This is a genomic window from Streptomyces sp. NBC_01788, assembly GCF_035917575.1.
Taxonomy (GTDB): Bacteria; Actinomycetota; Actinomycetes; order Streptomycetales; family Streptomycetaceae; genus Streptomyces.
Map to the genome: position 1 here is coordinate 3,700,483 of NZ_CP109090.1, position 22,913 is coordinate 3,723,395.

The window sequence follows — 22,913 nt, forward strand, 5'->3', positions numbered from 1 at the left end:
TGTCTTTGGCATGATCGTGTCTTCGGAACTTCGCGGCGGACACGCGCTTACTCGGGGGAGGCCGGCCCGGTGATCCTCACGGTCACGCTGAACACCGCTCTCGACATCACCTATCGGGTGCCGTCCCTGCGGCCGCACGCCAGCCACCGGGTGTCCGAGGTGACCGAGCGGCCCGGCGGCAAGGGCGTCAACGTGGCCCGCGTGCTGGCGGCCCTCGGCCACGAGGTGACGGTCACCGGCTTCGCGGGCGGGGCCACCGGGCGCCAGGTGCGGGACCGGCTCGCGTCCGAGGCGCCGGGCGTGGTGGACGCGCTGGTCCCGGTCGCGGGAGCGACCCGGCGCACCATAGCCGTCGTCGACGCGCGCACCGGCGACACCACCCAGCTCAACGAGCCGGGCCCGGTCGTCGGCCCCGCCGAGTGGTCCGCCTTCCAGAACGTGTACGAGGAGCTGCTCGGCTCGGTGTCGGCGGTGGCGCTGTGCGGCAGTCTGCCGCCCGGGCTGCCGGTGGGCGCGTACGCCGGTCTGATACGGACGGCGCGGGCGGCCGGGGTCCCCGTCCTGCTGGACACCAGCGGCGAGGCGCTGCGGCGCGGGGTGGCTGCCCGCCCCGACATCGTCAAGCCGAACGCGGACGAGCTGGCCGAGCTCACCGGTTCCCACGAGCCGCTGCGCGCCACCCAGGACGCCCGCCGCCGCGGCGCCCGCGCGGTGGTCGCCTCCCTGGGCGCGGAGGGCCTGCTCGCGCACACCTCCGACGGCCTGTGGCGGGCCGCTCCGCCGTCCCGCGTCCACGGCAACCCGACCGGCGCCGGTGACTCCGCGGTCGCGGGCCTGCTGTCAGGACTGGTGGAGAACCTCCCCTGGCCGGACCGCCTGACCCGCGCGGTCGCCCTGTCGGCGGCGACGGTCCTGTCCCCGGCGGCGGGCGAGTTCGACCGCCCGGTCTACGAGAAGCTGCTGGGGCAGGTGGCGGTGACCGGGGAGGTCAGCGCGGCGTGAGCGTCAGTGGTCGACCCAGCCCTTGGCCAGCCGCAGCCGGTCGAGGTTCGCGTCACACTGGTTGCCCTGCTCGCACGAGATCTTGATGGTGTTCTCGCCCTTGTTGAGCTGGATCCAGTTGTAGGTATCCGTCCAGCCCTTCTCGTAGTCCCCGTCGGCTGCGCGCGCCCAGTTCTTCAGGTTGACCGGCCTGTCGGACGCGGTGCCGTTGACCGTCAGAGTGGCGGTGCCGTCCCTGCCCGGGACGCCGTAACCGACGAACACGGTGTACTTGCCGTCTTCGGGGATGTCCTTGAGGGTCCAGGTGACCGAGGCGCCGACGTTGTTGAAGTTCGTCACATAGACGCCGCCGGCCGCCCGGGCGCCCTTGACGTCCGCGGCCTTGGCGGCGCCGCCGCCCAGATCCAGCGCCTCGGCGTCCGACTTCGGCAACGCGCCGTCGCTCGGTGCGCTGCTGCTCGCCGAAGGGCTCGGCTCAGTGCTCTGCGTGGCCGTCGGGGACGTATCGCCTCCCGCTTTGTCGCCCTTGTCGTCGGAGTCACCGTTGAGCATGGCCACGCCGATACCGATGACGACCGCGGCGACCACCGCGACGGCGCCGATCAGCAGACCCTTGGTGTTCGGACCCCGGCCGCCGCCGCCCTGGCCCGACTGGCGGCCCGTGGGCGCGCCGCCCGGAAGGGCCTCCGGAGCGGCGTAGTGGGCGTTCGGCCTGCCGTACGCGCCCTGCTGCTGCGGGACCTGGCCCTGGGGCGCCGCGGGGGGCTGCTGGCCGTACTGCCGCTGACCGACCGTGTGGACCCGGTTGACCGCGTTCGGGTAGCCGTAGCCGCCGGAGGGCGGCTGGGCTCCGTTGGCCTGACCGTCGGCGTACAGGTAACCGAACGGGTCGTCGTCCTCGGGCGTGCTCGCGCCGCTGTTGCCGGGCGTCATCCCTTGGTACTCCTCAACAGGTGCGGGGTCGGGCGGTACGTCGTGAGAAATGCGAGCCTACCCGCTCCGCGGGGCCCAAACGGGTGACTCACGCCGCACAAGTCGGCTGACCTGCGGATCATCCGGCGCGGCGATGTTGTTTGGGACGAGATCTTTTCTCGACGTACATCCGCTCGTCGGCTGATTTCAGCACTTCGTCCGCCGTCATTCCGCAGTGGGCCCACCCGATGCCGAAGCTCGCCCCCACCCGGACGGCCCGGCCCTCGGCGCGGATCGGCTGGATGATCTCGTTGCGCAGCCGTACGGCGAGATCCTGGGCGTCGGCCCGGCCGAGGCCGTCGGCGAGGATCACGAACTCGTCGCCGCCGAGCCGGGCCACGGTGTCGCCGTCGCGCACGCCGTTGCCCAGCCGCCGGGCCACCTCGATGAGCACCGCGTCGCCCGCGTTGTGCCCGAACCGGTCGTTGATCGACTTGAAGCCGTCGAGGTCGCAGAAGAGGACCGCGAGGCCCTTCGTGCCGTCGTCGTGGTCGCCCTCGGGGGCGACGGTGTGCACGTGGTGGTCGTAGGCGTCGTACGCCTCGGTGCCCGGCCGGAAGTCGAAGCCGTGGTCGCCGGCGTCGTAGCCGGGGTGGCCGTGTGCGGTGTCCTGCGACTCGGGGTCGCCCGCGTGCGCGGTCTGGGACCGCCGGCACAGCCGGGAGGACAGGCGGGCACGCAGCTCGGCGGAGTTCGGCAGGCCGGTCAGTGAGTCATGGGAGGCGCGGTGGGCGAGCTGGAGCTCGCGGCGCTTGCGCTCCTCTATGTCCTCGACGTGGGTGAGCAGGAAGCGGGGCCCGTCGGCGGCGTCCGCGACGACGGAGTTGCGCAGGGACACCCAGACGTAGGAGCCGTCGCGGCGGCCCAGCCGCAGCTCCGCCCGGCCGCCCTCCGCCGAGGTCCGCAGCAGGGTGCCTATGTCCTCGGGGTGGACGAGGTCGGAGAAGGAGTAGCGGCGCATGGCGGAGGCGGGGCGGCCGAGGAGCCGGCACAGGGCGTCGTTGGTGCGCAGGATCCGGCCGTGCTGGTCGCCGCCCATCTCGGCGATGGCCATGCCGGACGGCGCGTACTCGAAGGCCTGACGGAAGCTCTCCTCGCTGGCGCGCAGGGCCTGCTGCTCGCGTTCCAGGCGTATGAGGGCGCGCTGCATGTTGGAGCGCAGCCGGGCGTTGCTGATCGCGATGGCCGCCTGGAAGGCGTACATCTGGAGGGCCTCGCGGCCCCAGGCGCCGGGCCGGCGGCCGTTGCGCGGGCTGTCCACGGAGATCACGCCGAGCAGTTCGCCGGAGGAGCCGCCGGCCCCGCCGGGGACGTCCATCGGCGCGAAGAGCCGGTCGGCGGGGTGCCACTCGTCCTCGAAGCGCGGCGCGGGCCCGTCGGTGTACCACGTGGGGACGTCGTCGTCGTCGAGGACCCAGCCCTCGGTGTGGGGTATGAAGACCAGGCCGCCCCACTGCTCGCCCATGGCCAGCCGGCGGTCCCAGGACTCCCGGGAGCCGACGCGGCCGGTGATGAGCGCCTCGGCGGCGGAGTTCCCGGCCAGGGCGGCGACCACGAGGTCGCCGTCGGCGCGCACGAGGTTGACGCAGGCCAGCTCGTAGCCCAGGCCCTGCACCACGCCGTCGGCGACGGTCTGCAGTGTGTCCGCGAGGCTTCGCGCGGTGTTCATGTCCGCCATGACCTGGTGCAGTTTCCGCAAGGACGCCAGGCGGACGTACGGCTCCGAGTCGGTCTCCATGCTCGCCCTCCCCCCGAGACCTCGCCAGCGAATCAAGGGTGCTGTTCGGCGTATCGTCTGCGCATTCTCAGCCACTGAATCACAGCGCGAAGCCCACTCGGTACACAGGGTCAACAATTCACAGCTCTTGTGACTCAAGTCACAGATGAACGTGAACAATTGAGCGCGGTTTCTGTCTTTCCCCTGTGCGTTTGATGAACGCGGGCCACGCGGCTGTGGGGACATGATGCACGACTTGCTCGGCCGCTGGTCCTAGGTCCCGGTTCGGGCCCGGGTCCGATGCGGCGGTGGCGGGCCGGTGGTTAGCGTTCCGTGTGTGTTGAACACTTCCTCCGTGCCGCCCGCCCCCTGTCCCAACGCCTCCGCCGAGCCGGCTCCGCTCGGGCGGCAGGGACCGCCGTCCGGGCATGCTGAGGGGGTGACCGACGAGGAGTTCCGTGCCGCGATGTCCAGGCTGGCCGCCGGTGTGGTCCTGGTGACCGCGCAGGAGCCGTCGCTGGACCCGGACGACCCGCGGGCTCCGGCCGGCGAGGACGCGGGCATGACGGCGACGGCGTTCATGTCGGTGTCCCTGGACCCGCCACTGGCCCTGGTCAGCGTGCGCGAGGGCTCCCGCATGGACGACCTGCTCGCCGAACAGCCCCTGTGGGCGGTCTCGGTCCTCGCCGACAGCCAGCACGCCATCGCCGGCCGCTTCGCCATGAAGGGCCGGCTCAGCGACCGCCTGCTGTTCCGGGACCTCCCCCACACCCGCGGCGAGGTCTCCGGCGCCCCCCTGCTGACCGGCGCCCTGGCCACCCTGGAACTGCGCACCGAGCAGCGGGTGCGGGCGGGCGACCACACCCTGGTCATCGGCCGCGTCCTGACGGCCCGCCTGCCCGGCACGAACGACGAACCCCTCATGTACTACCACGGCCGCTACCGCCACCTGCGCTGACGCAAGGACCGCATCCGGTGTCCGGCTACCGCCGAGCCGGGCTGCCGTCCGTCAGCGCGCTGTGCCCGGCCATCGCCCGGTCGCGTCGGCGTCCCGTCGGCGGCGTGACGCCGGTCAGCCCCAGTCCTTTCCCGAGCGTCCCCGTTTCGTCTGCGAGCGTTGCTTCTTCTCGCGCAGCCGGCGCTCGTTGATGCCGCGTGGGATGCGGGTGGGTCTGCGGGGCCTGGGCGGGGGCGCGGTCGCCTCGGCGAGGAGCGCGGCGAGGCGCACGGCGGCCGCCTCGCGGTTGCGCCACTGGGACCGGTGCTCGGAGGCGCGCACGCTGATGACGCCGTCGACGAGCCGGTCCGCGAGGCGTTCGAGGGCGCGCTGCTTCCACACCTCGGGCAGCGCCTCGGTGTTGGCGAGGTCGAAGCGCAACTCCACCTGGGAGTCCGTGGTGTTGACATGCTGGCCGCCGGGCCCGGAGGACCGCGAGAAGCGCCAGGCCAGTTCGGCCTCGGGGAGCGCGACGGAGCCGCGGATGAGATGGGGACCGGACATGTCGTCCATGTTCCCCTCCCCGTCCCGTCACGTCATCCTGTTTTCGCCGCGGGCGTGTTCGATCCGGGTGGGTAAAAAAGGTAAAGGGACGCGGAACTCGGAGGACCCTCCTCGGCGTTCCTATGGGTGGCGGTAGCTTCGTCCGCATACGCAACGAGGGAAGGGACTCCCAACAATGGCTGTAAGCCTGTCCAAGGGTGGCAACGTCTCGCTCACCAAGGAGGCTCCGGGCCTGACCGCTGTCACCGTGGGCCTCGGCTGGGACGTCCGCACCACCACCGGCACGGACTTCGACCTGGACGCGTCCGCGATCGCGGTCAACGCGCAGGGCAAGGTCTACTCGGACCAGCACTTCGTCTTCTTCAACAACAAGCAGACCCCGGACAACACCATCGTCCACACCGGCGACAACGTCACCGGCGAGGGCGACGGCGACGACGAGGCGATCAACGTCAACCTCGCCGGGCTCCCCGCCGACGTCGACAAGGTCGTCTTCCCGGTCTCCATCTACGACGCCGAGAACCGCGGCCAGAACTTCGGCCAGGTCCGCAACGCCTACATCCGCATCGTCAACCAGGCCGGCGGCACCGAGATCGCCCGCTACGACCTGTCGGAGGACGCGGCCACCGAGACGGCCATGGTCTTCGGCGAGCTGTACCGCAACGGCGCGGAGTGGAAGTTCCGCGCCGTCGGCCAGGGCTACGCCTCGGGCCTGGTCGGCATCGCCCAGGACTTCGGCGTCAACGTCTGACGGACACGGTCCGGCGACCACGGCCGGCCGGCGGCCGGCCGTGGTCAGGGACCCGCCGGCCTGCCGTCCCCGTACAGCCAGTCGGCCCAGATCCCGGCGAAGTCCGTGTCCGGGGCCTTCTTCTGCACGTAGGCCGTGAAGTCGGCGGTGTCCGCGTTGCCGTGGCGGTGGGCGGCGGCCCAGCCCCGGACGATGTCCTGGAAGGCCCGGTCGCCGACCGCCTGGCGGATCCTGTGCAGCACCATCGCGCCGCGCTCGTAGACGGGCCGGCCGGAGATGTGCTCGGCACCGCTGGGCCGCGCGGGCGGAAAGGCCCACACCTCCTCGTTCGCGCCGTCGTCGGTGAAGTAGTCGCCGCGCAGGAGCGCGTCGAAGGCCTGCTGCGCGGTCCGGCCACCGTGGTCCTCCTCCCACAGCCACTGCGCGTAGGTCGCGAAGGCCTCGTTCAGCCACATGTCCCGCCAGCTCTTCGGGGTGACCGAGTCCCCGAACCACTGGTGGACGAGTTCGTGGACGAGGGTCACGATGTCGGGCGTGCCGGGGAAGACGGGCCGGTTCTGGGTCTCCAGGGCGTAACCGGCGTCCTCGCGACGTCCGACGACCGCGCCGGTGGACGAGAAGGGATACGGGCCGAAGCGCCGCTCCGCCCACTCGACGACCTCGGGGATCCTGGCCAGCGCGGCCCGGCTCTCCCGCGCCTGGGACGGCTCGACGGCGACGTACACGGGCAGGCCGCTCCTCGTGGTGGAGCGGGTGATCTCGAACCGGCCGATCGCGACCATGGCCAGATAGCTCGCCATCGGCTCGGCGGTGTGCCACCGGAACGTCGTACGCCCCCCGCTGGTCGTCTCGCTCCTCAACTCACCGTTGGAGACGGCCCGCAGCCCCTCGGGCACGGTGACCGCGATGTCGTACGCGGCCTTGTCGGACGGGTGGTTGTTCCCCGGGAACCACGCCATCGACCCGACCGGCTCGCCGAGGGCGAGCGCACCGTCGGCGGTGGGCAGCCAGCCCTCCCGCGATCCGTCGGGGTCGACGACGACCTGCGGGCTCCCGGAATAGCGCACCGTCGTACTGAACGTCTCCCCCTTCAGCAGATCGTCGTGCGGCCGCACGGTGAGTTCCTGCCCGGCCCGGCTGAACCAGGCGGCCTTCCCCGCCACCGTGACGCTCCGGACGTCGAGCCCGCTGAGATCGAGGTCGAAGGCGGACAGGTCCTTGGTCGCCCGGGCGGTGATGACCGCCGTACCCGTGAGATGACGCCGGTCCGGGTCGTAGTCGAGGGTCAGGCCGTAGTGGCTGACGTCGTACCCGCCGTTGCCCGCCCTGGGGAAGTACGGGTCCTGTACGCCGGTCCCGCCCGGGGTGCCCCGGACGCCGCCGCCGCACCCGGCCAGCGTCAGCACGAGCAGGGCGCAGCCGGCCGCGGCGGTCCGGGCGAACGGGGCGGATCGATACACGCGCGCGATCCTATGCGGGGCACATGACACCATCACCTACGTGCTCGACATCGGCTACGCCCTCTCCAACCGCTTCCCCGACCCGCCGCAGACGGACTACCGCCGCGCGGACGTGCACGCGCTGCGGCACGACCTGTTCTGCGGCGACGTCTACCTGGCCGACACCGAGTCGGACCGCGAACTGGCCACGGCCTGGGGCTGGGTGCCCGTGCTCGACTTCGCCTGGGCCCTGTGCGACATCGTCGAGCGGCTGGACCGGGACCCGGCCGGGTCCCGCGCCTCCCGTCCGCAGCGGGCGGAGCTGGACTTCACCGAGTCCACGGACCGCATGCTCTTCGAGCGCCGCTTCGGCTGGGTCGACATAGAGTCCGACTGGATGCCCGCCGAGGAGCCCCCGCTGTCCTTCTCGCACACGGCGCTGCGCCGTGAGGCCCGTGACTTCCTGCACGACCTCGTGGCCGACCTGTGCGACCTGCACGAGGATCTGGCGGAGAACCCGGCGATCTGGACCCTCCAGGCCAGCTACCCGCGCGTCTCCTGAGCCTCTCCCCCGGAGCCTCCCTCTCTTGAGCCGCCCCCCTCTTCCCGGCCCTCTCAGCCCTCCACCCTGATCCCCAGCTCCGCCGCCAGCACCGGCGCCAGGTCCAGGAGCTGACCGGTGCTGATCACCGCGCCCGCCAGCCGGTCGAGGCCGCGCGCGATGTCCAGGGACGAGGCGCCCCGCAGGTCCACGTCCGAGAGCGTCGCCGCGCTGAAGTCGACGCCCTTGACCACGCAGTCCGCAAACTCCACCCGCTCCAGCCGGGCGCCCCCGAAGTCCGGCTCGACGAGGACACAGCCCTCGAAGACGACGTCCCGCAGCCGGGCCCTGCGCAGGTTCAGGTAGTCGATCTTGCCGCCGCGGATCCACACGCGCTCCAGGACCGCGCCGTGGCACTGCACACCACCGAGGCGGGCGTCGACCACCTCCACATCGCGCAGGGTCGCCTCGGCGAGATCGCTGCCGACACCCCGTATGCCGGTGAGGACCGAGTCCAGGAAGCGGGCGTGGCGCAGCGACGTGTCGTCCAGCGCGCAGCCCCCGAGCGCGCAGTCCAGGAAGCGGGCACCCGCCCCGTCCTGCCCGGCGAAGTCCTCCTCCCGGAACTCCAGCCCGTCGTAGTCCCCGTCGGGCGCCAGTCCCCCGCCGCCGTACGCCTCCAGCGCCGGCAGCCGCACCTCGGGCCGCCGCGCGCCCTTCACCCCGGCCCTGCCGCTCGATCCGCTCACCATGCCCCCATGCTGCACCCCGCCACTGACAATGCCCCGGCGCCACCCTCTCCGGCCCGTCTCCGGCCGCGCGGCGCCCCTTGCCCATACGAGGATGCGATACCTCCCGATTCATGGTCTTCTGGCCAGATGAGCGTCACCCACACAGGTGAATCCTCGTCCCAGGAGACCGACCGGCACCGCTGGTGGGCACTGGTCGTCATCGCTCTCGCGCAGCTCATGGTGGTCCTGGACGCGACGATCGTGAACATCGCGCTCCCCTCCGCGCAACACGCCCTGCACATGTCCGACGGCAACCGGCAGTGGGTGATCACCGCCTACTCCCTCGCCTTCGGCGGGCTGCTCCTGCTGGGCGGGCGCATCGCCGACCTGGTGGGCCGCAAGCGCACGTTCGTCGTCGGACTGGCCGGGTTCGCCGTCGCCTCCGCGTTCGGCGGCGCGGCCACGTCCTCGGGCATGCTCTACGGCGCCCGCGCCCTCCAGGGCGCCTTCGCGGCCGTCCTCTCCCCCTCCGCGCTCAGCCTGCTCACCACGACCTTCACCCACCCCGGGGAGCGCGGGAAGGCGTTCGGCATCTACGGCGCCCTGGCGGGCAGCGGCTCGGCGATCGGCTTCATCGTCGGCGGCGTGCTGACGGAGTTCCTCAACTGGCGCTGGTGCCTGTACGTCAACGTGCCCATCGCCGTCGTCGCCGTCCTGGGCGCCCTCACCCTGCTGCGCGACAGACCGGGCCGGACGGACGCCCGCCTCGACATGCCCGGGGCGGCGCTGGGCTGCGGCGGACTGGTCGCCGTCGTCTACGGGTTCAGCGAGGCGCAACCGCGCGGCTGGACCGATCCGGTGGTGCTGAGCCTGTTCGCCGTCGGCACGGCGCTGCTCCTGGCGTTCGTGTGGTGGCAGAGCCGGGCGCCGGTGCCGCTGCTGCCGCTGCACGTCCTGCGGGACCGCAACCGGGCGGGCTGCTTCCTGACCATGCTGCTGGCCGTGGTCGGCATGTTCGGGCTGTTCCTGTTCATGACGTACTACCTGCAGGGGATCCTCGGCTACTCGCCGCTGCGGACCGGCCTCGCCTTCCTGCCGATGACCGCCGCGGTCATCACCGGTTCGACGCAGATCTCGGCCCGGCTGCTGCGGCACGTGCCGCCGCGCGCGCTCATGGTCCCCGGCACGCTCCTGGCCGCGGGCGGCCTGCTGCTCCTGACCCGGCTCAGCGTCGACTCGCACTACGCGAGCGAGGTGCTGCCCGCGCTGGTGCTGATGGGCCTCGGCATGGGCCTGACCTTCATGCCGGTGTTCGCCACCGCCACCGCGGGCGTCGCCCCGCAGGACTCTGGGGTGACCTCCGCGACAGCGAACACCTCGCAGCAGGTCGGCGGTTCGATCGGCACCGCCCTGCTCAACACGCTCGCCACGACCAGCAGCGCCGCCTACGTCACCGCCCATCTGCGTGGCGGGGCGGACCGGGCCCGGGTGGTGCCGGAGGGCATCGTCCACGGCTACACGGTCGCCATCTGGTGGGCGGCCGCCGTGATGCTGCTGGCCGGGCTGGTCGCGGGCCTGATGGTGACGGGCAGGGCCCCCAAGCACGGAGCCCCGGCGAAGGCGCCCGTACGCGAACCGGTGGCATGAGGCACGAGGGCTGGTGCTAACGCCTCAGCGCGGACAGCGCCTGCCCCGGGTTCCACGGCCTGCCCCGGCCGCCGGCCAGCGGACAGCAGCCCAGGCCGATCAGCACGGCGGCGAAGTGCCCGAGATCGGTGAAGGTGCGCCCGGTCGCCAGCGACACGGCGTAGAAGGCGAGGACGGCGGTCAGGTACAGGTACCGCCAGGGCCGGGCGATCCGGTACGCCAGCACCCCCGCCACCCCGGCCAGGGCGTAACTCACGCCGACGTCCAGGGTGTTGACGGCCGACTCCGGCACCACATGCCGCTGGATCGCCCACAGCAGGGCGCCCTCGCCGACCAGCGTGGCCAGCACGTGCGCGGTCACGCACACCAGCAGCCAGCGCAGGGTGCCCAGCCAGCGCTCGGCCTGGGCGTGGAAGACCGTGTAGAGGACCGCGTACGGCAGCCAGTGGCCGCTGTCGATCCACATGGCGCTGGAGAAGAGCACCCGCACCGGGTCGTGCGACAGCTCGCGCAGGTTCGTCGAGCGGTGGCGCAGGAAGTGCTGCTCGAACTGCGGCGACATGTGATGCAGGGCCACGGTGGTCAGGAACAGGATCAGCAGCCAGACATAGGTGCCCGGCGCGCTGCGGACGTACGCCGTCGCCGCCCGAAGCCCACGCCGCATCCGCATGACCCCGCTCACAGGCGCAAGTATGGTCGTCAGGGTGATCGAGGTGCCCGGCGCGCTGGCCGCTTCCCAGGAGAAATTCAACGGGGCGGCTGGCCGCGCCTTCGTCGCCGGTCTGCCCCGGCAGGTGTCGCGCTTCCTCGACCGGTGGCGGCTGCGGATCGACGGGCCGGCGATGCACGGCGTCTGCGCGCTGGTCCTTCCGGTCCTGTGCGCCGACCGCCTGCCCGCCGTCCTGAAGCTCCAGCTGCCCGACGAGGAGAGCGCGGGAGAGGCGCCGGCGCTGCGCGCGTGGGACGGCGCGGGGGCCGTACGGCTGCTGGAGCACGACGGACCGACCGGCACGCTGCTGCTGGAACGGCTCGACTCCGCCCGCCCGCTGACGCGCCTGCCGGACACCCGCGAGGCCGTCCAGGTGATCGCAGGTCTGCTGGCCCGTCTGACGTCCGTACCCGCTCCGGCCGGGACACGGCGGCTGGGTGACATCGCGGGAGCCCTGCTGGAGCGGACGCCGGGCGCGCTGCGACTGCTGCCCGACGGGGACGACCGCCGGCTGCTCGCGGACTGCGCCGCCGCCGTGCGCGAGGTCGCCGGCGAGAGCGGCGACCGGCTGCTGCACTGGGACCTGCACTACGACAACGTCCTCGGCGCCGGCCGGGAGCCCTGGCTGGCCATCGACCCCAAGCCGCTCGCCGGTGACCCCGGCTTCGAGCTGTTCCCGGCGCTGTTCAACCGCTTCGAGCCCGGTGAGGCCGTCCCGCGCTTCGAGGCCATGACCGGGGTGCTGGGCCTCGACCGGGACCGGGCCCGCGCCTGGACGCTCGGCCGCGTCCTGCAGAACGGCCTGTGGGACCTGGAGGACGGCCGGCCCCTGTCCCCCGAACAGCTGTGGATCGGCCGCGCCCTGCGCGGGTGACACGCCGCCGAACCACGCCCGGCGCCGGTGACACGCCGCCGGACGGCCCATCCGGCACGCCCACCGGCTATCGCGCCATACCGTACAGGATATGACAAAACGCCATATCGCTCTGCTCCTGAGCGCCACCGCGCTGGTCGGTACGGGCATCGCCGCCGCCCCGGCGGTCCCGGCGCCCAGGACGCACCTGGTGCATCCGGGCCAATCGATCCAGCGGGCGGTGGACTCCGCGCGGCAGGGTGACACCGTGCTGGTGCTGCCCGGCGTCTACCACGAGAGCGTCAAGGTGACGACGCCCGGCCTGACCCTGCGCGGCACGGGCCGCGGCACCGTCCTGGAACCGGGCGGCCAAAGCACCGCGAGCGCCTGCGGCAAGCGGGGCAACGGCATCTGTGTGGTGGGGACCAAGGCCAAGCGCCTCGAAGGCGTCACCGTCTCCCAGCTGACCCTCACCGGCTTCCGCCAGGCGGGCCTGATGGCCGTGGGCACCGACCGGCTGACCGTGCGGCAGGTGACCGCCGAGAAGAACGGGGTCTGGGGCCTGGCCGAGGAGCGCTCCGTACGCAGCCAGTACCGCTCCAACACCGCCCGGAACAACGGCGACGCCGGGCTCTTCCTGGCCAACACGATCACCGCCGAGCAGGGCGCCGTCGACACCGGCGGCACGCTGATCGCCGGCAACCGGCTGGAGGGCAACCGGATCGGCGTCACCGTCCGCCGGCTGCGCGACCTCACCGTCATGGCCAACCACGTCACCGGCAACTGCGCGGGCGTGTTCGTGGTCGGCGACGAGAACAAGCCGCGGGCCGGCGCCCTGACCGTGCGCGGCAACCGGGTCGTGGAGAACAACAGGTTCTGCCCGGCGACCGCACGGCTGCCCTTCCTCCAGGGCTCGGGCATCGTCCTGACCGGTGCCGAGCGGACCGACGTGTCCCGCAACCTCGTCGCCCGCAACTCGGGCAGGTCCCCCCTGTCCGGCGGCATCGTGCTGTTCAAGAGCTTCGTCGGCGCGCCCGGAGAGCGGAACCGGGTGAGCCTGAACGTGCTCGACGGCAACTCCCCCGCGGACCTGGTCAACCAGGAGAGGACCGCGCTCCGCAACACCTTCACTGCCAACTCCTGCGGGACCTCCAGGCCCGCCGGACTGTGCTGAGGCCATCGCCACTCGTGCAACCCGCAGGACCGAGAAGGAAGGAAGGCGGCACATGACGACCGCTCAGTCCGCCCCACCGCCGTCCATGCGGCTCAGGGAGCTCGCGTTCGGGGCGGCGTGCGCCGCCGCCCTCCGCGCGGCCGCCCGGCTCGGTGTGGCCGACGCGCTCGGGGACGCGCCCATGACCGTGGAGGACCTCGCGGCCGCGGTGAAGACCGAACCCAGGCCGCTGCGCCGGCTGCTGCGGGCACTGACCTGCTACGGCGTCTTCACCGAGGAGCACGACGGCACGTTCGCGCACACCGGCATGTCCCGGCTGCTGCGCGAGGACGACCCGGCCAGCCTGCGCTACATCACCCTGTGGTGCACCGAGCCGTGGACCTGGGACGCCTGGCCGAAACTGGACGAGGCGGTGCGCACCGGCCGCAACGTCGTGGAGGACCTGTACGGCAAGGAGTTCTTCGTCCACCTCAACGAGGACGCCCCCGAGTCGGCGGACGTCTTCAACCGGGCCATGACGACCTCCAGCAAGCAGTCGGCGCGGGACGTCGCCGAGCTGCTCGACCTGTCCGGCGCCTCCTCGGTCGCCGACATCGGCGGCGGTCAGGGGCACGTGGTGGCGAGCCTGCTGGAGAAGTACCCGCTGATGCACGGCAGCCTGCTGGACCTGCCGCGGGTGGTGGACAACGCCGATCCCCGGCTCCGCGCCGGCGGCCCGCTGGCGGACCGGGTGCGGATCGTGCCCGGCGACTGCCGTGAGGCCGTCCCGGTCGAGGCCGACGTCTACATCATCAAGAACATCCTGGAGTGGGACGACGACTCCACAGCCCGCTGCCTGCGCAACGTCATCGAGGCGGGCGGGGCCGGGGCACGGGTCGTGGTCATCGAGAACCTCGTCGACGACACCCCCTCGATGCGGTTCAGCACCGCCATGGACCTGCTCCTGCTGCTCAACGTCGGCGGTGCCAAGCACACCAGCGCCAGCATGGCGGACCGGCTGAAGGCGGCCGGCCTGGTCATCGACGACATCAGCCCGGTCAACCCCTACCTGCACGCCTTCGACTGCACGGTGCCCGCCTGAGCGGGCTCGCGCCGGCGGCGCCGCCGCGACCTTTCCGGACACCGGCCGCCGGGCCCGCGACAGAGCGGGCCCGGCGGCCGGTGGCCGTCCGTGAGGGATCGGACGGCTCGTCAGTTGGCTGGTACGAAGGGTCAGTCACGCTCCCACAGGTAGAAGCGCCGGGCCATCGCGTCCTTCGGCGAACGCCAGGTCTGCGGGTCGTAGGCGCTGACGTACGCCGACAGCCGCTCGCTGATGCCGCGGAACTCCGGGTGGCCCGCCACCTTGGCGATGGCCGGCCCCGGGTCACGGTCCGCCTCGACCAGGTGCATGTACACATCGCCGAACTGGAAGAGGCTGCGCCGGGTGACGCCGACCAGGTGCGGCAGCTCACCCCGGTCGGACTCCTCGAAGATCTTGGCGATGTCCGGTGCCGAGTCCGGGGCCATCCGGGCGACGATCAGGGCTTGGTGCACGATGCTTCCTCCGTCCGGCTCAGTCGGTGGTCAGGACCGGCTCGGCCCGGTGCCCGGCGGCGGCCTTCTCGATCCTGTCGCGGATCAGGGCCATCTGGACCTTGGAGTTCTTGTTGATGTTGTCGGTCATCCAGTCGTCGTCGACCGGCGCCTCCGGCTTCATCGCGAAGTCCTGGGTCCAGATCATCCGGGTGCCGCCGGGGACCTCCTCGTACCTCCAGTGGATGTTCATGTGGTCGAAGGGACCGGTCTCGACCCGGCGGGCCCTGACCGAGAGTGTGGCCCGGTCGGGCTCGCGCTCGGAGACCCAGCTCCACACGGTGCCGTTCTCGTCCGGGTGCATGGTCAGCCGGAAGGTGCACTTGTCGCCTTCCTGGGACAGGATCTCGGCGGAGGCGTACTCGCTGAACAGCCGCGGCCAGTTCGCCACATCGTTGGTCATGTCCCAGACCAGGTCCACCGGCGCGGCGATGGTGATCTCGTTCTCGGTGTGTCCCGCCATTTTCTACGCTCCTGCCAGAAGGGTGCTGTTGACGAGGTCGAGGAACTTCCTGGGCGTCTTGCAGCGCTCCGCGTCGGCCGGCATCGGCATGCCGTGACGGTTCTCCAGTTCGCCCACGATGCCGAGCAGGCCGAGCGAGTCGATACCGAGCTCGTCGAATCCGGTCTCGGACCGGTCCGCCAGCTCCTGCGGGCTGACGGTGATCCCAGCGGCCTTCTTCATGAGTTCGGCCAGTTCCTCCACTGTGATTCGGTCACTCATGCGGTTCCTCTCCTTGTTGCTCCCGGTTGATCGTGGCTGCCTCGCTAAGAGGCCTCGGCGGCACCGTGCCGGAGCACCAGCGCCGAGTTCGAGCCCATGAGCCCCCGGCTGAGGACCAGCGCCGTGCGCACCTCGGCGGCGCGGGCACGACCGGTCACCAGGTCGAGGTCATGGCAGATGTCGGAGACGTTCGGGGTGGGCGGGATCAGGCTGTGCTCCATCGCCAGGACCGCCGTCGCCGCGTCCAGCACCGGGGCGGCGCAGTACGCCCGGCCGGTGCCCGTCTTGGGCGCCGTGACCGGCACACGCCGGCCGTGCGCGCCGAGCGCGTCGGTGAGGGCGAGCGCCTCGGCCCGGTCCGCCTCGGGGACGCCGAGGGCATCGGCGAAGACGACGTCGACCTCCTCGGGTGCGCACCCGGCCTCGGCCAGAGCCCCGCGGATCGCCTCCGCCAGCCCTTCCCGGGACAGCTCCCAGCGGGAGGCGCCGGTGAAGGTCGCCGCGTGCCCGGCCAGGACGGCCCGTACGGGCACGCCCCGCTCCCGGGCCGCCCCGGCCGCCTCCACGGCGAGCATCGCGCCGCCCTCGGCCGGCACGAACCCGCAGGCCTCCTCGGTGAACGGGCGGTAGGCGCGCTCCGGGTCGGCCACCGGACTCAGCTCCCGGTAGCCGAGCTGGCACACCATCGAGTACGGGGCCAGCGGCGCCTCCGTCGAACCGGCCACGATCACATCGGTGCCGCGCTCGACGGCCCGCGCCGCGTGCGCCAGGGCGTCCAGGCCGCCCGCCTCGTCGGCGGCGACCACCGAGCAGGGCCCCTTGAAGCCCCGCCGGATGGAGATCTGGCCGGTGCTCGCCGCGTAGAACCAGGCGATGGACTGCCAGGGGCCGACGTAGCGGCTGCCCTTGCCCCACAGCTTCTGCAGCTCCCGCTGGCCGAACTCGCCGCCGCCCGACCCGGCCGCGGTGACCACGCCCGCGGAGAACGGCGCCGCGTCGGTGTCGCCCTGACCCAGCCGGGCGTCCTGGAGGGCGGCGTCGGCCGCGGCCATCGCGAAGTGCGTGAAGCGGTCGGTCTGGACGAGGTAGCGCTCCTCGACCGCGGCCGAGGGTTCGAAGGACCGCACCTCGCCGGCCACCTTCAGCGGCAGGTGCTCACAGCCCTCACGGGTCACGCGGCCCAGGACGCTCACGCCCTCCTCGGTGGACTTCCAGAAGGCCTCGGTGCTCGTGCCGCCGGGCGCGACGACACCGATGCCGGTGACTGCGGCCCGCCGCTTGCGCGGTGCGCTCATCGTGTCCTCTCCCTCTGCCGGGTCAGGATCACCGCGGACTGGAAGCCGCCGAAGCCGCTGCCCACGGAGAGCACGCTGTCCAGCTTCCGCTCGCGGGCGACCCGCGGGACGTAGTCCAGGTCGCACTCGGGGTCGGGGGTCTCGTAGTTCGCGGTCGGCGGGACCGCCTGATGGGCCAGCGCCAGCACGCAGGCCACCACCTCGATCGCCCCGATCGCCCCCAGCGAGTGACCCACCATCGACTTGATGGAGCTCATGGGGGTGTCGTAGGCGTGGTGGCCCAGCGCCCGCTTCACCGCGGCCGTCTCGTGCCGGTCGTTCTGACGGGTGCCGGAGCCGTGCGCGTTGACGTAGCCGATCGCGGTGGCGTCCAGGCGGGCGTGGTCCAGCGCGGTCTCGATCGCCCGCGCCATCTCCAGGCCCTCGCTGGTCAGTCCGGTCATGTGGTAGGCGTTGCCGAACGTGGCGTAGCCGCTGAGCTCGCAGTACACATGGGCGCCGCGGGCCCGGGCGTGCTCCAGCTCCTCCAGTACGAGCACCGCGCCGCCCTCGCCCATGACGAACCCGTCACGGTCGTTGTCGAAGGGGCGGGAGGCGTGTGCGGGGTCGTCGTTGTTCGGCGACGTCGCCCTGATCGCGTCGAAGCACGCCATCGTGATCGGCGATATCGGCGAGTCCGACGCTCCGGCTATGCAGATGTCCGCCCTGCCCTCCTCCACGGTGTGCAGCGCGTAGCCGACCGCGTCGAGTCCGGAGGTGCAGCCCGTGGAGACGGTCTGCACCGGACCGCGGGCCCCGAACCGCTCGGCCACCGTGGAGGCCAGCGTGCTCGGCGTGAACGCCCGCTCCAGATGCGGCCGGGACCTCTCGTGGTCCACGTCCCAGCGGTCGCCGCGGTGACTGACCAGGACGTAGTCGTTCTCCAGCCGCGTCGTGCCGCCGACCGCGGTGCCCAGCGAGACCCCGACCCGCCAGGGGTTCTCCCCGGCGAGGTCGAGTCCGGAGTCCGCCACCGCCTCCTGGCCGGCGGCCAGGGCGAACTGGATGTAGCGGTCGCAGCGCTCCACCTGCTCCTCGTCCAGCCCCGCGGCCGCCGGATCGAAGTCGCACTCGGCGGCGATCCGGGACCGCAGCCCCGACGGGTCGAAGAACGTGATGCCCCGCGTCGCGGTGCGCCCGTTCGCCAGCAGGTCCCAGAACGCCGGGACGCCGATACCGCCCGGCGCCACGATGCCTATGCCGGTGACCGCCACCCGCCTGGTCATGATCGGACCTCTGCCACGTCCGCCGGCGGCGCCTCCGCGCCGGCCGCCGCCGGCTCGGTGCCCTCGGTGTCGACGTGGCCGAGCTGCGGGCGCGGGGCCAGCGGCCCGAGGTGGAAGACGATCCGCGCCTCCACGTCGCCCACGTTGCGGAAGCGGTGGCGCATGTAGGCGGGGATCATCAGACCCTGTTCCGGTCTGAGCGGGTGCGGCTCGCCGTCCAGGTCCACCTCGAGCTCGCCGCAGACGACGTACACGAACTCCTCGGAGTACGGGTGGTAGTGCTCGCCGATGCGGTCACCGGGCTGCACGATGGCCACGCCCATGAAGCCGCTGGTGGAACCGACCGTGGCCGGGGTGAGCATGGCGCGCAGATCCCCTCCGCGCTTCGTGTTGGGCTCGGTTTCGCCGAGCTCCACGATCCTGGGCCTGGGTTTGATCACGTCGTTCCTCCGGTGGTGTGGTACGTCGGCTTCGGAATGCGTCAGGCGTCCGGCGCGGACCGGCGGTCGGTGATGAGGTCCATACGGGCGAGGGTGAGCAGACGGGCCAGGTCGCCGTCCTTCGGGGCGGCGCCCTCGTCGAGCAGGGTGGTCAGCTCCGACGCCTGCGCGGGATCCGTCAGGGCCAGCGCGGCGGCCGGGTCGGCGTCGAGACCGCCACGGACGTCGACCAGCCGGACGACGATGTCGTCCCGCTCGAAGACCGTGCTGCGCAGCACCGGGCTGTCCGGGTTCTGGCCGGCCTGCTCGTCGTGCTGGGACAGCAGCTCCGCCAGCTTCATGCCCATGCCGGGCCGCGCCGGGTAGTACAGCGCGTGCCGCTCACCCTCCGTGCTCTCCTGGCCGACCGTCACGTGGTGCACCGCGGGCAGCGCCGCCCGGGTGAAGAACACCCGGGCGGACTCCGGGTCGTCGAGGTCGCGGTCCTGCTCCAGGTAGGGGTTGAGGGCCTCCTCGGTCTTCCGGATCTGCGGCTGCTGGGCCACGTGCCGCAGCGCCACGAGGAGGTCGCCGCGCACCTCGATGGCCCGCACGACCCGGTTGCCGTGCATGAAGAGGGAGGTGCGGCACAGCCGGGTGGTGCCGTCCACGTCCGCCTCGGGCGGCTCGTAGTTGGCCAGGATGTCGGCCACCTTCTGCTCGCTGCCGGGCTTCACCGTGAAGGTCAGCGCGTGCCGGATCACACCGTCCCCGATCCGCGCCGCGTCCTGGAGCCGGCGTTCGGCGGTGGCCTTGCCCGCCGTGATGCCGGTCTCGCGGACGATGTGGAAGCGCAGCGACCGGGTGTCCCGGATGCAGCTGTGCATCGGCTGCACCATCCGCACGTGCTCCTCGCTGTTCACCCAGGCGAGGAACGGCGGGGCGCTCTCCCACTCGCTGGTGATCAGCCACTGGGAGGGGTTCTCGATGGACTGGCAGAGCTGGTCGCTGACGTGCCCGGGAACGGCCGCGACCTGCTTGCCCATCTGCTCGTAGGCCTCCAGGAACCGCTGCTGGGCGCCGTCGTGGACGTCCACCAGCAGGATGACCCGGAGCCGGGAGCCGTCGAAGACGGACTGGGAGACACGTGTCGCTGCCTGCTGCTCGGTAGGTTCTGATACACGCTCAGAAATGGCGGTCATCTGCGTACGACTCCTTGGCGGGCTTGGCGGGGCAGGAGGAACGCCGGCCGCGGGTGACGCGACGTCAGCGTGATCTCGATCCTGTGCCGTGCCCGATCGGTGCGCGACTCGTGTGCACCACGCGGGTGATCACAGGGGTGATTGGTGCCGCGGACGTACGCACGACGGCCTCCGCGAGGGCATGGAGACTCCGATGCGCCCCACACCCGCACCCCGCTCCTGGAGGCATCGATGCGCCGAGAAGCCGACCACCGGGTACCCGTCCTCATCGTGGGCGGCTCCCTGGTGGGCCTGTCCACCTCCCTGTTCCTGGGCCGCCACGGCGTGCCGCACCTGCTGGTCGAACGGCACTCCGGCACCTCCATCCACCCCCGCGGACGCGGCAACAACGTGCGGACCATGGAGCTGTTCCGGGTGGCCGGCGTCGAGCCGGACATCAGGACGGCGGCCTCCCTGCTGGCGGAGAACCACGGCATCCTCCAGACGCCGACGCTGGCAGGCGACGCGGGAGAGTGGCTGTTCAAGCACATCGACCCGGACGGCGGCCTCGCCAGGTTCAGCCCCGCCACCTGGTGCCTGTGCAGCCAGAACGACCTGGAGCCCGAGCTGCTCAGGGGTGCCCGCAGGCTCGGCGGCGACCTGCGCTACTCCCACGAGATGGAGTCCTTCGAGCAGGACGGCGAGGGCGTGACCGCGGTGGTGCGGGACCGGGGCACCGACGAGCGCTGCACCGTCCGCGCCGACTACCTGGTCGCCGCCGACGGGCCGCGCAGCCCGGTCCGGCGCCGCCTGGGCATCGGGCACAGCGGGCCCGGCGACCTGTTCGCCAACGTCAGCGTCACCTTCCGCTCCAAGCTGCTCGCCGAGGTGGTGGGCGACCGCCGCTTCATCTGCTGCTACCTCACCGACCCGGACGCCGACGGGGCCCTGCTGCCCGTCGACAACAAGGAGCACTGGGTCTTCCACGCGCCCTGGCACCCGGAGCGCGGCGAGAAGCTGGAGGAGTTCACCGAGGACCGGCTCCAGCGGCACATCCGCCGCGCGATCGGGGCCCCCGACCTCGATGTGGAGATCACCGGAAAGGCGTCCTGGCGCGCCGCCGAACGGGTCGCCGACCGCTACTCGGCCGGACGGGTGTTCCTCGCCGGTGACTCCGCGCACGAGATGTCCCCCACCGGCGCCTTCGGCTCCAACACCGGCATCCAGGACGCGCACAACCTGGTCTGGAAGCTGGCCGCCGTGCTCGGCGGCTGGGCCGGACCGGGCCTCCTCGACACCTACGACGCCGAGCGCCGCCCCGTCGCCACGGCGACCAGCGCCCGCGCCTCCGCCCGCTCCGTCGAGCACAGCCACCCCGGCTTCGCGCCGGCCCCCGGCATCGGCGGTGGCAGGCGCGGCGGCATCCTCAACGTCGTCCTCGGCTACCGCTACCCGCAGGGCGCCGTCGTGGGCGCCGACCCAAACCAGGAAGTCGTGCCCGAGTCGATGCGCCTGAGCGGCGAGCCGGGCAGCAGGGCGCCCCACCTGTGGCTGCGCCGCGGCGGCGAGCGGATCTCGACGCTCGACCTCTACGAGCGCTCCCTGGTGCTGCTGAGCGACGCCCGGTCGGCGGCGGGCTGGCACGCGGCGGCCCTGCGCGTCGCCGAGAGCGACGGCGTACGCCTGGACTCGTACCGCTTCGGCGCCGAGATCGTCCACGACCCGCGCGACGGCGTGGAGGGCGCGGCACCCGACTGGGCGCGTGCCCACGGCACCACGGCCGACGGAGCGGTACTGGTCCGCCCGGACGGATTCGTGGCCTGGCGGACGTCAGCCGCCGCCCCGGACGCGGAGGCAACGCTGCGTCAGGTCGTACGGACCCTCCTCAGAACTGCCTGACCTGCGAAAACAAACGAAGGCCGCCCGCGCTTCACAGTGCGGGCGGCCTTCGTGCGTGGAGCCCCCTGTCGGATTCGAACCGACGACCTGCTGTTTACAAGACAGCCGCTCTGGACCAGCTGAGCTAAGGAGGCCTGCGTGGGTGTTTCCGTGCAGTGTACCCAGGTCCCCGCGACGGCCCCGCAGGAGTTTCCGCGAAGTTCACTCGCCCCCGGGTGCTGACAGACCAGGTGAACGCCAGGTACCGTCCTGTGCCAGTTCACTCGTGTGGACTACACCACCACAACGGAATCACCCGTAGTGGCACCACCTTCCTACAACGGATCGTCCGGCACGTTCCTGCCGGTAGAAGGGGGCCCATTCGCCATGGCCACTGTCCAGTTCGACAAGGCGACCCGGATCTACCCGGGTTCCGACAAGCCCGCCGTCGACGCGCTCGAGATCGACATCGAGGACGGTGAGTTCCTCGTCCTGGTCGGCCCGTCCGGTTGCGGCAAGTCCACCTCCCTGCGGATGCTCGCGGGCCTGGAGGACGTCAACGGCGGAGCCATCCGGATCGGTGACCGCGACGTCACCCACCTCCCACCGAAGGACCGGGACATCGCCATGGTGTTCCAGAACTACGCGCTGTACCCGCACATGACGGTCGCCGACAACATGGGCTTCGCGCTCAAGATCGCCGGCGTCAACAAGGCGGAGATCCGGCAGAAGGTCGAGGAGGCCGCGAAGATCCTCGACCTGACCGAGTACCTCGACCGCAAGCCGAAGGCGCTCTCCGGCGGTCAGCGCCAGCGTGTCGCCATGGGCCGCGCGATCGTGCGCGAGCCGCAGGTGTTCCTCATGGACGAGCCGCTGTCCAACCTGGACGCCAAGCTCCGGGTGAGCACCCGTACGCAGATCGCCTCGCTCCAGCGCCGGCTCGGCATCACCACCGTCTACGTCACCCACGACCAGGTCGAGGCCATGACGATGGGCGACCGCGTGGCGGTGCTCAAGGACGGTCTGCTCCAGCAGGTCGACTCGCCGCGCAACATGTACGACAAGCCCGCCAACCTCTTCGTCGCCGGCTTCATCGGCTCGCCCGCCATGAACCTCGTCGAGGTGCCGATCACCGACGGCGGCGTGAAGTTCGGCAACAGCGTGGTGCCGGTCAACCGCGACGCGCTCAAGGCCGCCTCGGACAAGGGCGACCGCACGGTGACGGTGGGCGTGCGCCCCGAGCACTTCGACGTGGTCGAGCTGGGCGGCGGCGCGGCGGCCTCCCTGTCGAAGGACACCGAGGACGCTCCGGCCGGCCTCGCCGTCTCCGTGAACGTGGTGGAGGAGACGGGCGCCGACGGGTACGTCTACGGCTCGGTCGAGGTCGGCGGCAAGCAGAGGGACCTCGTCGTCCGCGTCAACAGCCGTTCCGTCCCGGAGAAGGGCTCCACGCTGCACGTCGTGCCGCGGCCGGGCGAGACCCACGTGTTCTCGACCTCCACGGGCGAGCGGCTGACGGACTGACCCGTCCGCGGCTGA

The 22,913-nt window shown here is 71.9% G+C and carries 23 protein-coding genes and 1 tRNA gene; 10 read left to right on the forward strand and 14 right to left on the reverse strand.

The genetic code is table 11. The features are described 5' to 3' along the window. The first annotated feature begins 69 nt into the window (after positions 1–69). On the forward strand, positions 70–1,002 hold the full coding sequence (locus OIE49_RS16735; protein WP_326803041.1) for a 1-phosphofructokinase family hexose kinase: 933 nt from the start codon (positions 70–72) through the stop codon (positions 1,000–1,002). A gap of 3 nt (positions 1,003–1,005) precedes the next feature. Here OIE49_RS16735 and OIE49_RS16740 read toward each other — a convergent pair whose 3' ends face one another. Beyond that, positions 1,006–1,935 carry a carbohydrate-binding protein gene (locus OIE49_RS16740; RefSeq protein ID WP_326803042.1) on the reverse strand — a complete coding sequence of 310 codons (930 nt, stop codon included), beginning with the start codon at positions 1,933–1,935 and terminating at the stop codon, positions 1,006–1,008. Positions 1,936–2,053: 118 nt separating this feature from the next. Beyond that, positions 2,054–3,712 (reverse strand): diguanylate cyclase CdgB, encoded by a 1,659-nt coding sequence (cdgB, locus tag OIE49_RS16745; protein WP_326803043.1) that lies wholly within the window; start codon positions 3,710–3,712, stop codon positions 2,054–2,056. Positions 3,713–4,130: 418 nt separating this feature from the next. Here cdgB and OIE49_RS16750 point away from each other — a divergent pair, with 418 nt between their 5' ends. After that, positions 4,131–4,649, forward strand: a complete 519-nt coding sequence (locus tag OIE49_RS16750; protein ID WP_234375580.1) for a flavin reductase family protein — start codon at positions 4,131–4,133, stop codon at positions 4,647–4,649. 114 nt (positions 4,650–4,763) lie between these two features. Here OIE49_RS16750 and arfB read toward each other — a convergent pair whose 3' ends face one another. Next, the gene (arfB, locus tag OIE49_RS16755; RefSeq protein WP_100569040.1) at positions 4,764–5,201 is read right to left on the reverse strand and encodes an alternative ribosome rescue aminoacyl-tRNA hydrolase ArfB; all 438 of its coding nucleotides are present in this window, start codon (positions 5,199–5,201) and stop codon (positions 4,764–4,766) included. Between the two features lie 166 nt (positions 5,202–5,367). On the opposite strand from arfB, the gene OIE49_RS16760 reads away from it, so the two are divergent. Next, the gene (locus tag OIE49_RS16760) at positions 5,368–5,943 is read left to right on the forward strand and encodes a TerD family protein (RefSeq protein WP_100569041.1); all 576 of its coding nucleotides are present in this window, start codon (positions 5,368–5,370) and stop codon (positions 5,941–5,943) included. A 44-nt stretch (positions 5,944–5,987) separates the two neighbouring features. On the opposite strand, the gene OIE49_RS16765 is transcribed toward OIE49_RS16760, so the two are convergent. Next, positions 5,988–7,436: a M1 family metallopeptidase gene (locus OIE49_RS16765; protein ID WP_442812244.1), complete on the reverse strand. Its 1,449-nt coding sequence runs from the start codon at positions 7,434–7,436 to the stop codon at positions 5,988–5,990. Positions 7,437–7,443: 7 nt separating this feature from the next. Between OIE49_RS16765 and OIE49_RS16770 the strand changes: the two genes are divergently transcribed. Further along, positions 7,444–7,944: a hypothetical protein gene (locus tag OIE49_RS16770; RefSeq protein ID WP_326803045.1), complete on the forward strand. Its 501-nt coding sequence runs from the start codon at positions 7,444–7,446 to the stop codon at positions 7,942–7,944. 53 nt (positions 7,945–7,997) lie between these two features. Here the strand turns inward: OIE49_RS16770 and OIE49_RS16775 are convergent, their stop codons facing one another. Further along, entirely contained in the window at positions 7,998–8,675 is a 678-nt protein-coding gene (locus OIE49_RS16775; RefSeq protein WP_326803046.1) for a pentapeptide repeat-containing protein, read from the reverse strand. 126 nt (positions 8,676–8,801) lie between these two features. On the opposite strand from OIE49_RS16775, the gene OIE49_RS16780 reads away from it, so the two are divergent. Then, on the forward strand, positions 8,802–10,301 hold the full coding sequence (locus OIE49_RS16780) for an MFS transporter (protein ID WP_326803047.1): 1,500 nt from the start codon (positions 8,802–8,804) through the stop codon (positions 10,299–10,301). A gap of 16 nt (positions 10,302–10,317) precedes the next feature. Here the strand turns inward: OIE49_RS16780 and OIE49_RS16785 are convergent, their stop codons facing one another. Continuing rightward, positions 10,318–10,971: a rhomboid-like protein gene (locus tag OIE49_RS16785; RefSeq protein WP_326806251.1), complete on the reverse strand. Its 654-nt coding sequence runs from the start codon at positions 10,969–10,971 to the stop codon at positions 10,318–10,320. 22 nt (positions 10,972–10,993) lie between these two features. On the opposite strand from OIE49_RS16785, the gene OIE49_RS16790 reads away from it, so the two are divergent. The 3 genes from OIE49_RS16790 (at position 10,994) to OIE49_RS16800 (ending at position 14,118) form a co-directional block, all read left to right on the forward strand. Then, entirely contained in the window at positions 10,994–11,884 is an 891-nt protein-coding gene (locus tag OIE49_RS16790; protein ID WP_401741584.1) for an aminoglycoside phosphotransferase family protein, read from the forward strand. 91 nt (positions 11,885–11,975) lie between these two features. Further along, complete coding sequence (locus tag OIE49_RS16795; protein WP_326803049.1) at positions 11,976–13,037, forward strand: right-handed parallel beta-helix repeat-containing protein; 1,062 nt, start codon at positions 11,976–11,978, stop codon at positions 13,035–13,037. Between the two features lie 52 nt (positions 13,038–13,089). After that, on the forward strand, positions 13,090–14,118 hold the full coding sequence (locus tag OIE49_RS16800) for a methyltransferase (protein WP_326803050.1): 1,029 nt from the start codon (positions 13,090–13,092) through the stop codon (positions 14,116–14,118). Positions 14,119–14,249: 131 nt separating this feature from the next. On the opposite strand, the gene OIE49_RS16805 is transcribed toward OIE49_RS16800, so the two are convergent. The 7 genes from OIE49_RS16805 to OIE49_RS16835 are packed head-to-tail and all read right to left on the reverse strand — an operon-like array spanning position 14,250 to position 19,517. Then, positions 14,250–14,573, reverse strand: coding sequence for a TcmI family type II polyketide cyclase (locus OIE49_RS16805; RefSeq protein WP_100569049.1), 324 nt, complete (start codon positions 14,571–14,573; stop codon positions 14,250–14,252). Between the two features lie 19 nt (positions 14,574–14,592). Then, on the reverse strand, positions 14,593–15,075 hold the full coding sequence (locus OIE49_RS16810) for an SRPBCC family protein (RefSeq protein ID WP_100569050.1): 483 nt from the start codon (positions 15,073–15,075) through the stop codon (positions 14,593–14,595). 3 nt (positions 15,076–15,078) lie between these two features. Further along, entirely contained in the window at positions 15,079–15,336 is a 258-nt protein-coding gene (locus tag OIE49_RS16815; protein ID WP_100569051.1) for an acyl carrier protein, read from the reverse strand. 44 nt (positions 15,337–15,380) lie between these two features. Continuing rightward, the gene (locus tag OIE49_RS16820; protein ID WP_326803051.1) at positions 15,381–16,631 is read right to left on the reverse strand and encodes a ketosynthase chain-length factor; all 1,251 of its coding nucleotides are present in this window, start codon (positions 16,629–16,631) and stop codon (positions 15,381–15,383) included. Next, complete coding sequence (locus OIE49_RS16825) at positions 16,628–17,896, reverse strand: beta-ketoacyl-[acyl-carrier-protein] synthase family protein (RefSeq protein WP_100569053.1); 1,269 nt, start codon at positions 17,894–17,896, stop codon at positions 16,628–16,630. Before OIE49_RS16825 ends, OIE49_RS16820 begins: the two co-directional genes overlap by 4 nt. Beyond that, entirely contained in the window at positions 17,893–18,336 is a 444-nt protein-coding gene (locus OIE49_RS16830) for a cupin domain-containing protein (protein ID WP_199836637.1), read from the reverse strand. Before OIE49_RS16830 ends, OIE49_RS16825 begins: the two co-directional genes overlap by 4 nt. 41 nt (positions 18,337–18,377) lie before the next feature. Next, positions 18,378–19,517 (reverse strand): SchA/CurD-like domain-containing protein, encoded by a 1,140-nt coding sequence (locus tag OIE49_RS16835; RefSeq protein ID WP_326803052.1) that lies wholly within the window; start codon positions 19,515–19,517, stop codon positions 18,378–18,380. A gap of 231 nt (positions 19,518–19,748) precedes the next feature. Between OIE49_RS16835 and OIE49_RS16840 the strand changes: the two genes are divergently transcribed. Then, on the forward strand, positions 19,749–21,395 hold the full coding sequence (locus OIE49_RS16840; RefSeq protein ID WP_326803053.1) for an FAD-dependent oxidoreductase: 1,647 nt from the start codon (positions 19,749–19,751) through the stop codon (positions 21,393–21,395). 56 nt (positions 21,396–21,451) lie between these two features. On the opposite strand, the gene OIE49_RS16845 is transcribed toward OIE49_RS16840, so the two are convergent. Then, a tRNA-Thr gene (locus OIE49_RS16845) sits at positions 21,452–21,529 on the reverse strand. Positions 21,530–21,761: 232 nt separating this feature from the next. Between OIE49_RS16845 and OIE49_RS16850 the strand changes: the two genes are divergently transcribed. Then, positions 21,762–22,898, forward strand: coding sequence for an ABC transporter ATP-binding protein (locus OIE49_RS16850; protein WP_326803054.1), 1,137 nt, complete (start codon positions 21,762–21,764; stop codon positions 22,896–22,898). Positions 22,899–22,913 lie beyond the last annotated feature (15 nt).

Excerpts from the sequence above, each read along its gene's own strand:
- OIE49_RS16815 (WP_100569051.1), bottom strand. The coding sequence starts at position 15,336 with ATGAGTGACCGAATCACAGTGGAGGAACTGGCCGAACTCATGAAGAAG.
- OIE49_RS16825 (WP_100569053.1), bottom strand. The coding sequence starts at position 17,896 with ATGACCAGGCGGGTGGCGGTCACCGGCATAGGCATCGTGGCGCCGGGC.
- OIE49_RS16835 (WP_326803052.1), bottom strand. The coding sequence starts at position 19,517 with ATGACCGCCATTTCTGAGCGTGTATCAGAACCTACCGAGCAGCAGGCA.
- OIE49_RS16760 (WP_100569041.1), top strand. The coding sequence starts at position 5,368 with ATGGCTGTAAGCCTGTCCAAGGGTGGCAACGTCTCGCTCACCAAGGAG.
- OIE49_RS16820 (WP_326803051.1), bottom strand. The coding sequence starts at position 16,631 with ATGAGCGCACCGCGCAAGCGGCGGGCCGCAGTCACCGGCATCGGTGTC.
- OIE49_RS16785 (WP_326806251.1), bottom strand. The coding sequence starts at position 10,971 with ATGCGGATGCGGCGTGGGCTTCGGGCGGCGACGGCGTACGTCCGCAGC.
- OIE49_RS16790 (WP_401741584.1), top strand. The coding sequence starts at position 10,994 with ATGGTCGTCAGGGTGATCGAGGTGCCCGGCGCGCTGGCCGCTTCCCAG.
- OIE49_RS16840 (WP_326803053.1), top strand. The coding sequence starts at position 19,749 with ATGCGCCGAGAAGCCGACCACCGGGTACCCGTCCTCATCGTGGGCGGC.
- arfB (WP_100569040.1), bottom strand. The coding sequence starts at position 5,201 with ATGGACGACATGTCCGGTCCCCATCTCATCCGCGGCTCCGTCGCGCTC.
- OIE49_RS16800 (WP_326803050.1), top strand. The coding sequence starts at position 13,090 with ATGACGACCGCTCAGTCCGCCCCACCGCCGTCCATGCGGCTCAGGGAG.
- cdgB (WP_326803043.1), bottom strand. The coding sequence starts at position 3,712 with ATGGAGACCGACTCGGAGCCGTACGTCCGCCTGGCGTCCTTGCGGAAA.
- OIE49_RS16765 (WP_442812244.1), bottom strand. The coding sequence starts at position 7,436 with ATGGTGTCATGTGCCCCGCATAGGATCGCGCGCGTGTATCGATCCGCC.
- OIE49_RS16740 (WP_326803042.1), bottom strand. The coding sequence starts at position 1,935 with ATGACGCCCGGCAACAGCGGCGCGAGCACGCCCGAGGACGACGACCCG.
- OIE49_RS16780 (WP_326803047.1), top strand. The coding sequence starts at position 8,802 with ATGAGCGTCACCCACACAGGTGAATCCTCGTCCCAGGAGACCGACCGG.
- OIE49_RS16775 (WP_326803046.1), bottom strand. The coding sequence starts at position 8,675 with ATGGTGAGCGGATCGAGCGGCAGGGCCGGGGTGAAGGGCGCGCGGCGG.
- OIE49_RS16795 (WP_326803049.1), top strand. The coding sequence starts at position 11,976 with ATGACAAAACGCCATATCGCTCTGCTCCTGAGCGCCACCGCGCTGGTC.
- OIE49_RS16810 (WP_100569050.1), bottom strand. The coding sequence starts at position 15,075 with ATGGCGGGACACACCGAGAACGAGATCACCATCGCCGCGCCGGTGGAC.
- OIE49_RS16850 (WP_326803054.1), top strand. The coding sequence starts at position 21,762 with ATGGCCACTGTCCAGTTCGACAAGGCGACCCGGATCTACCCGGGTTCC.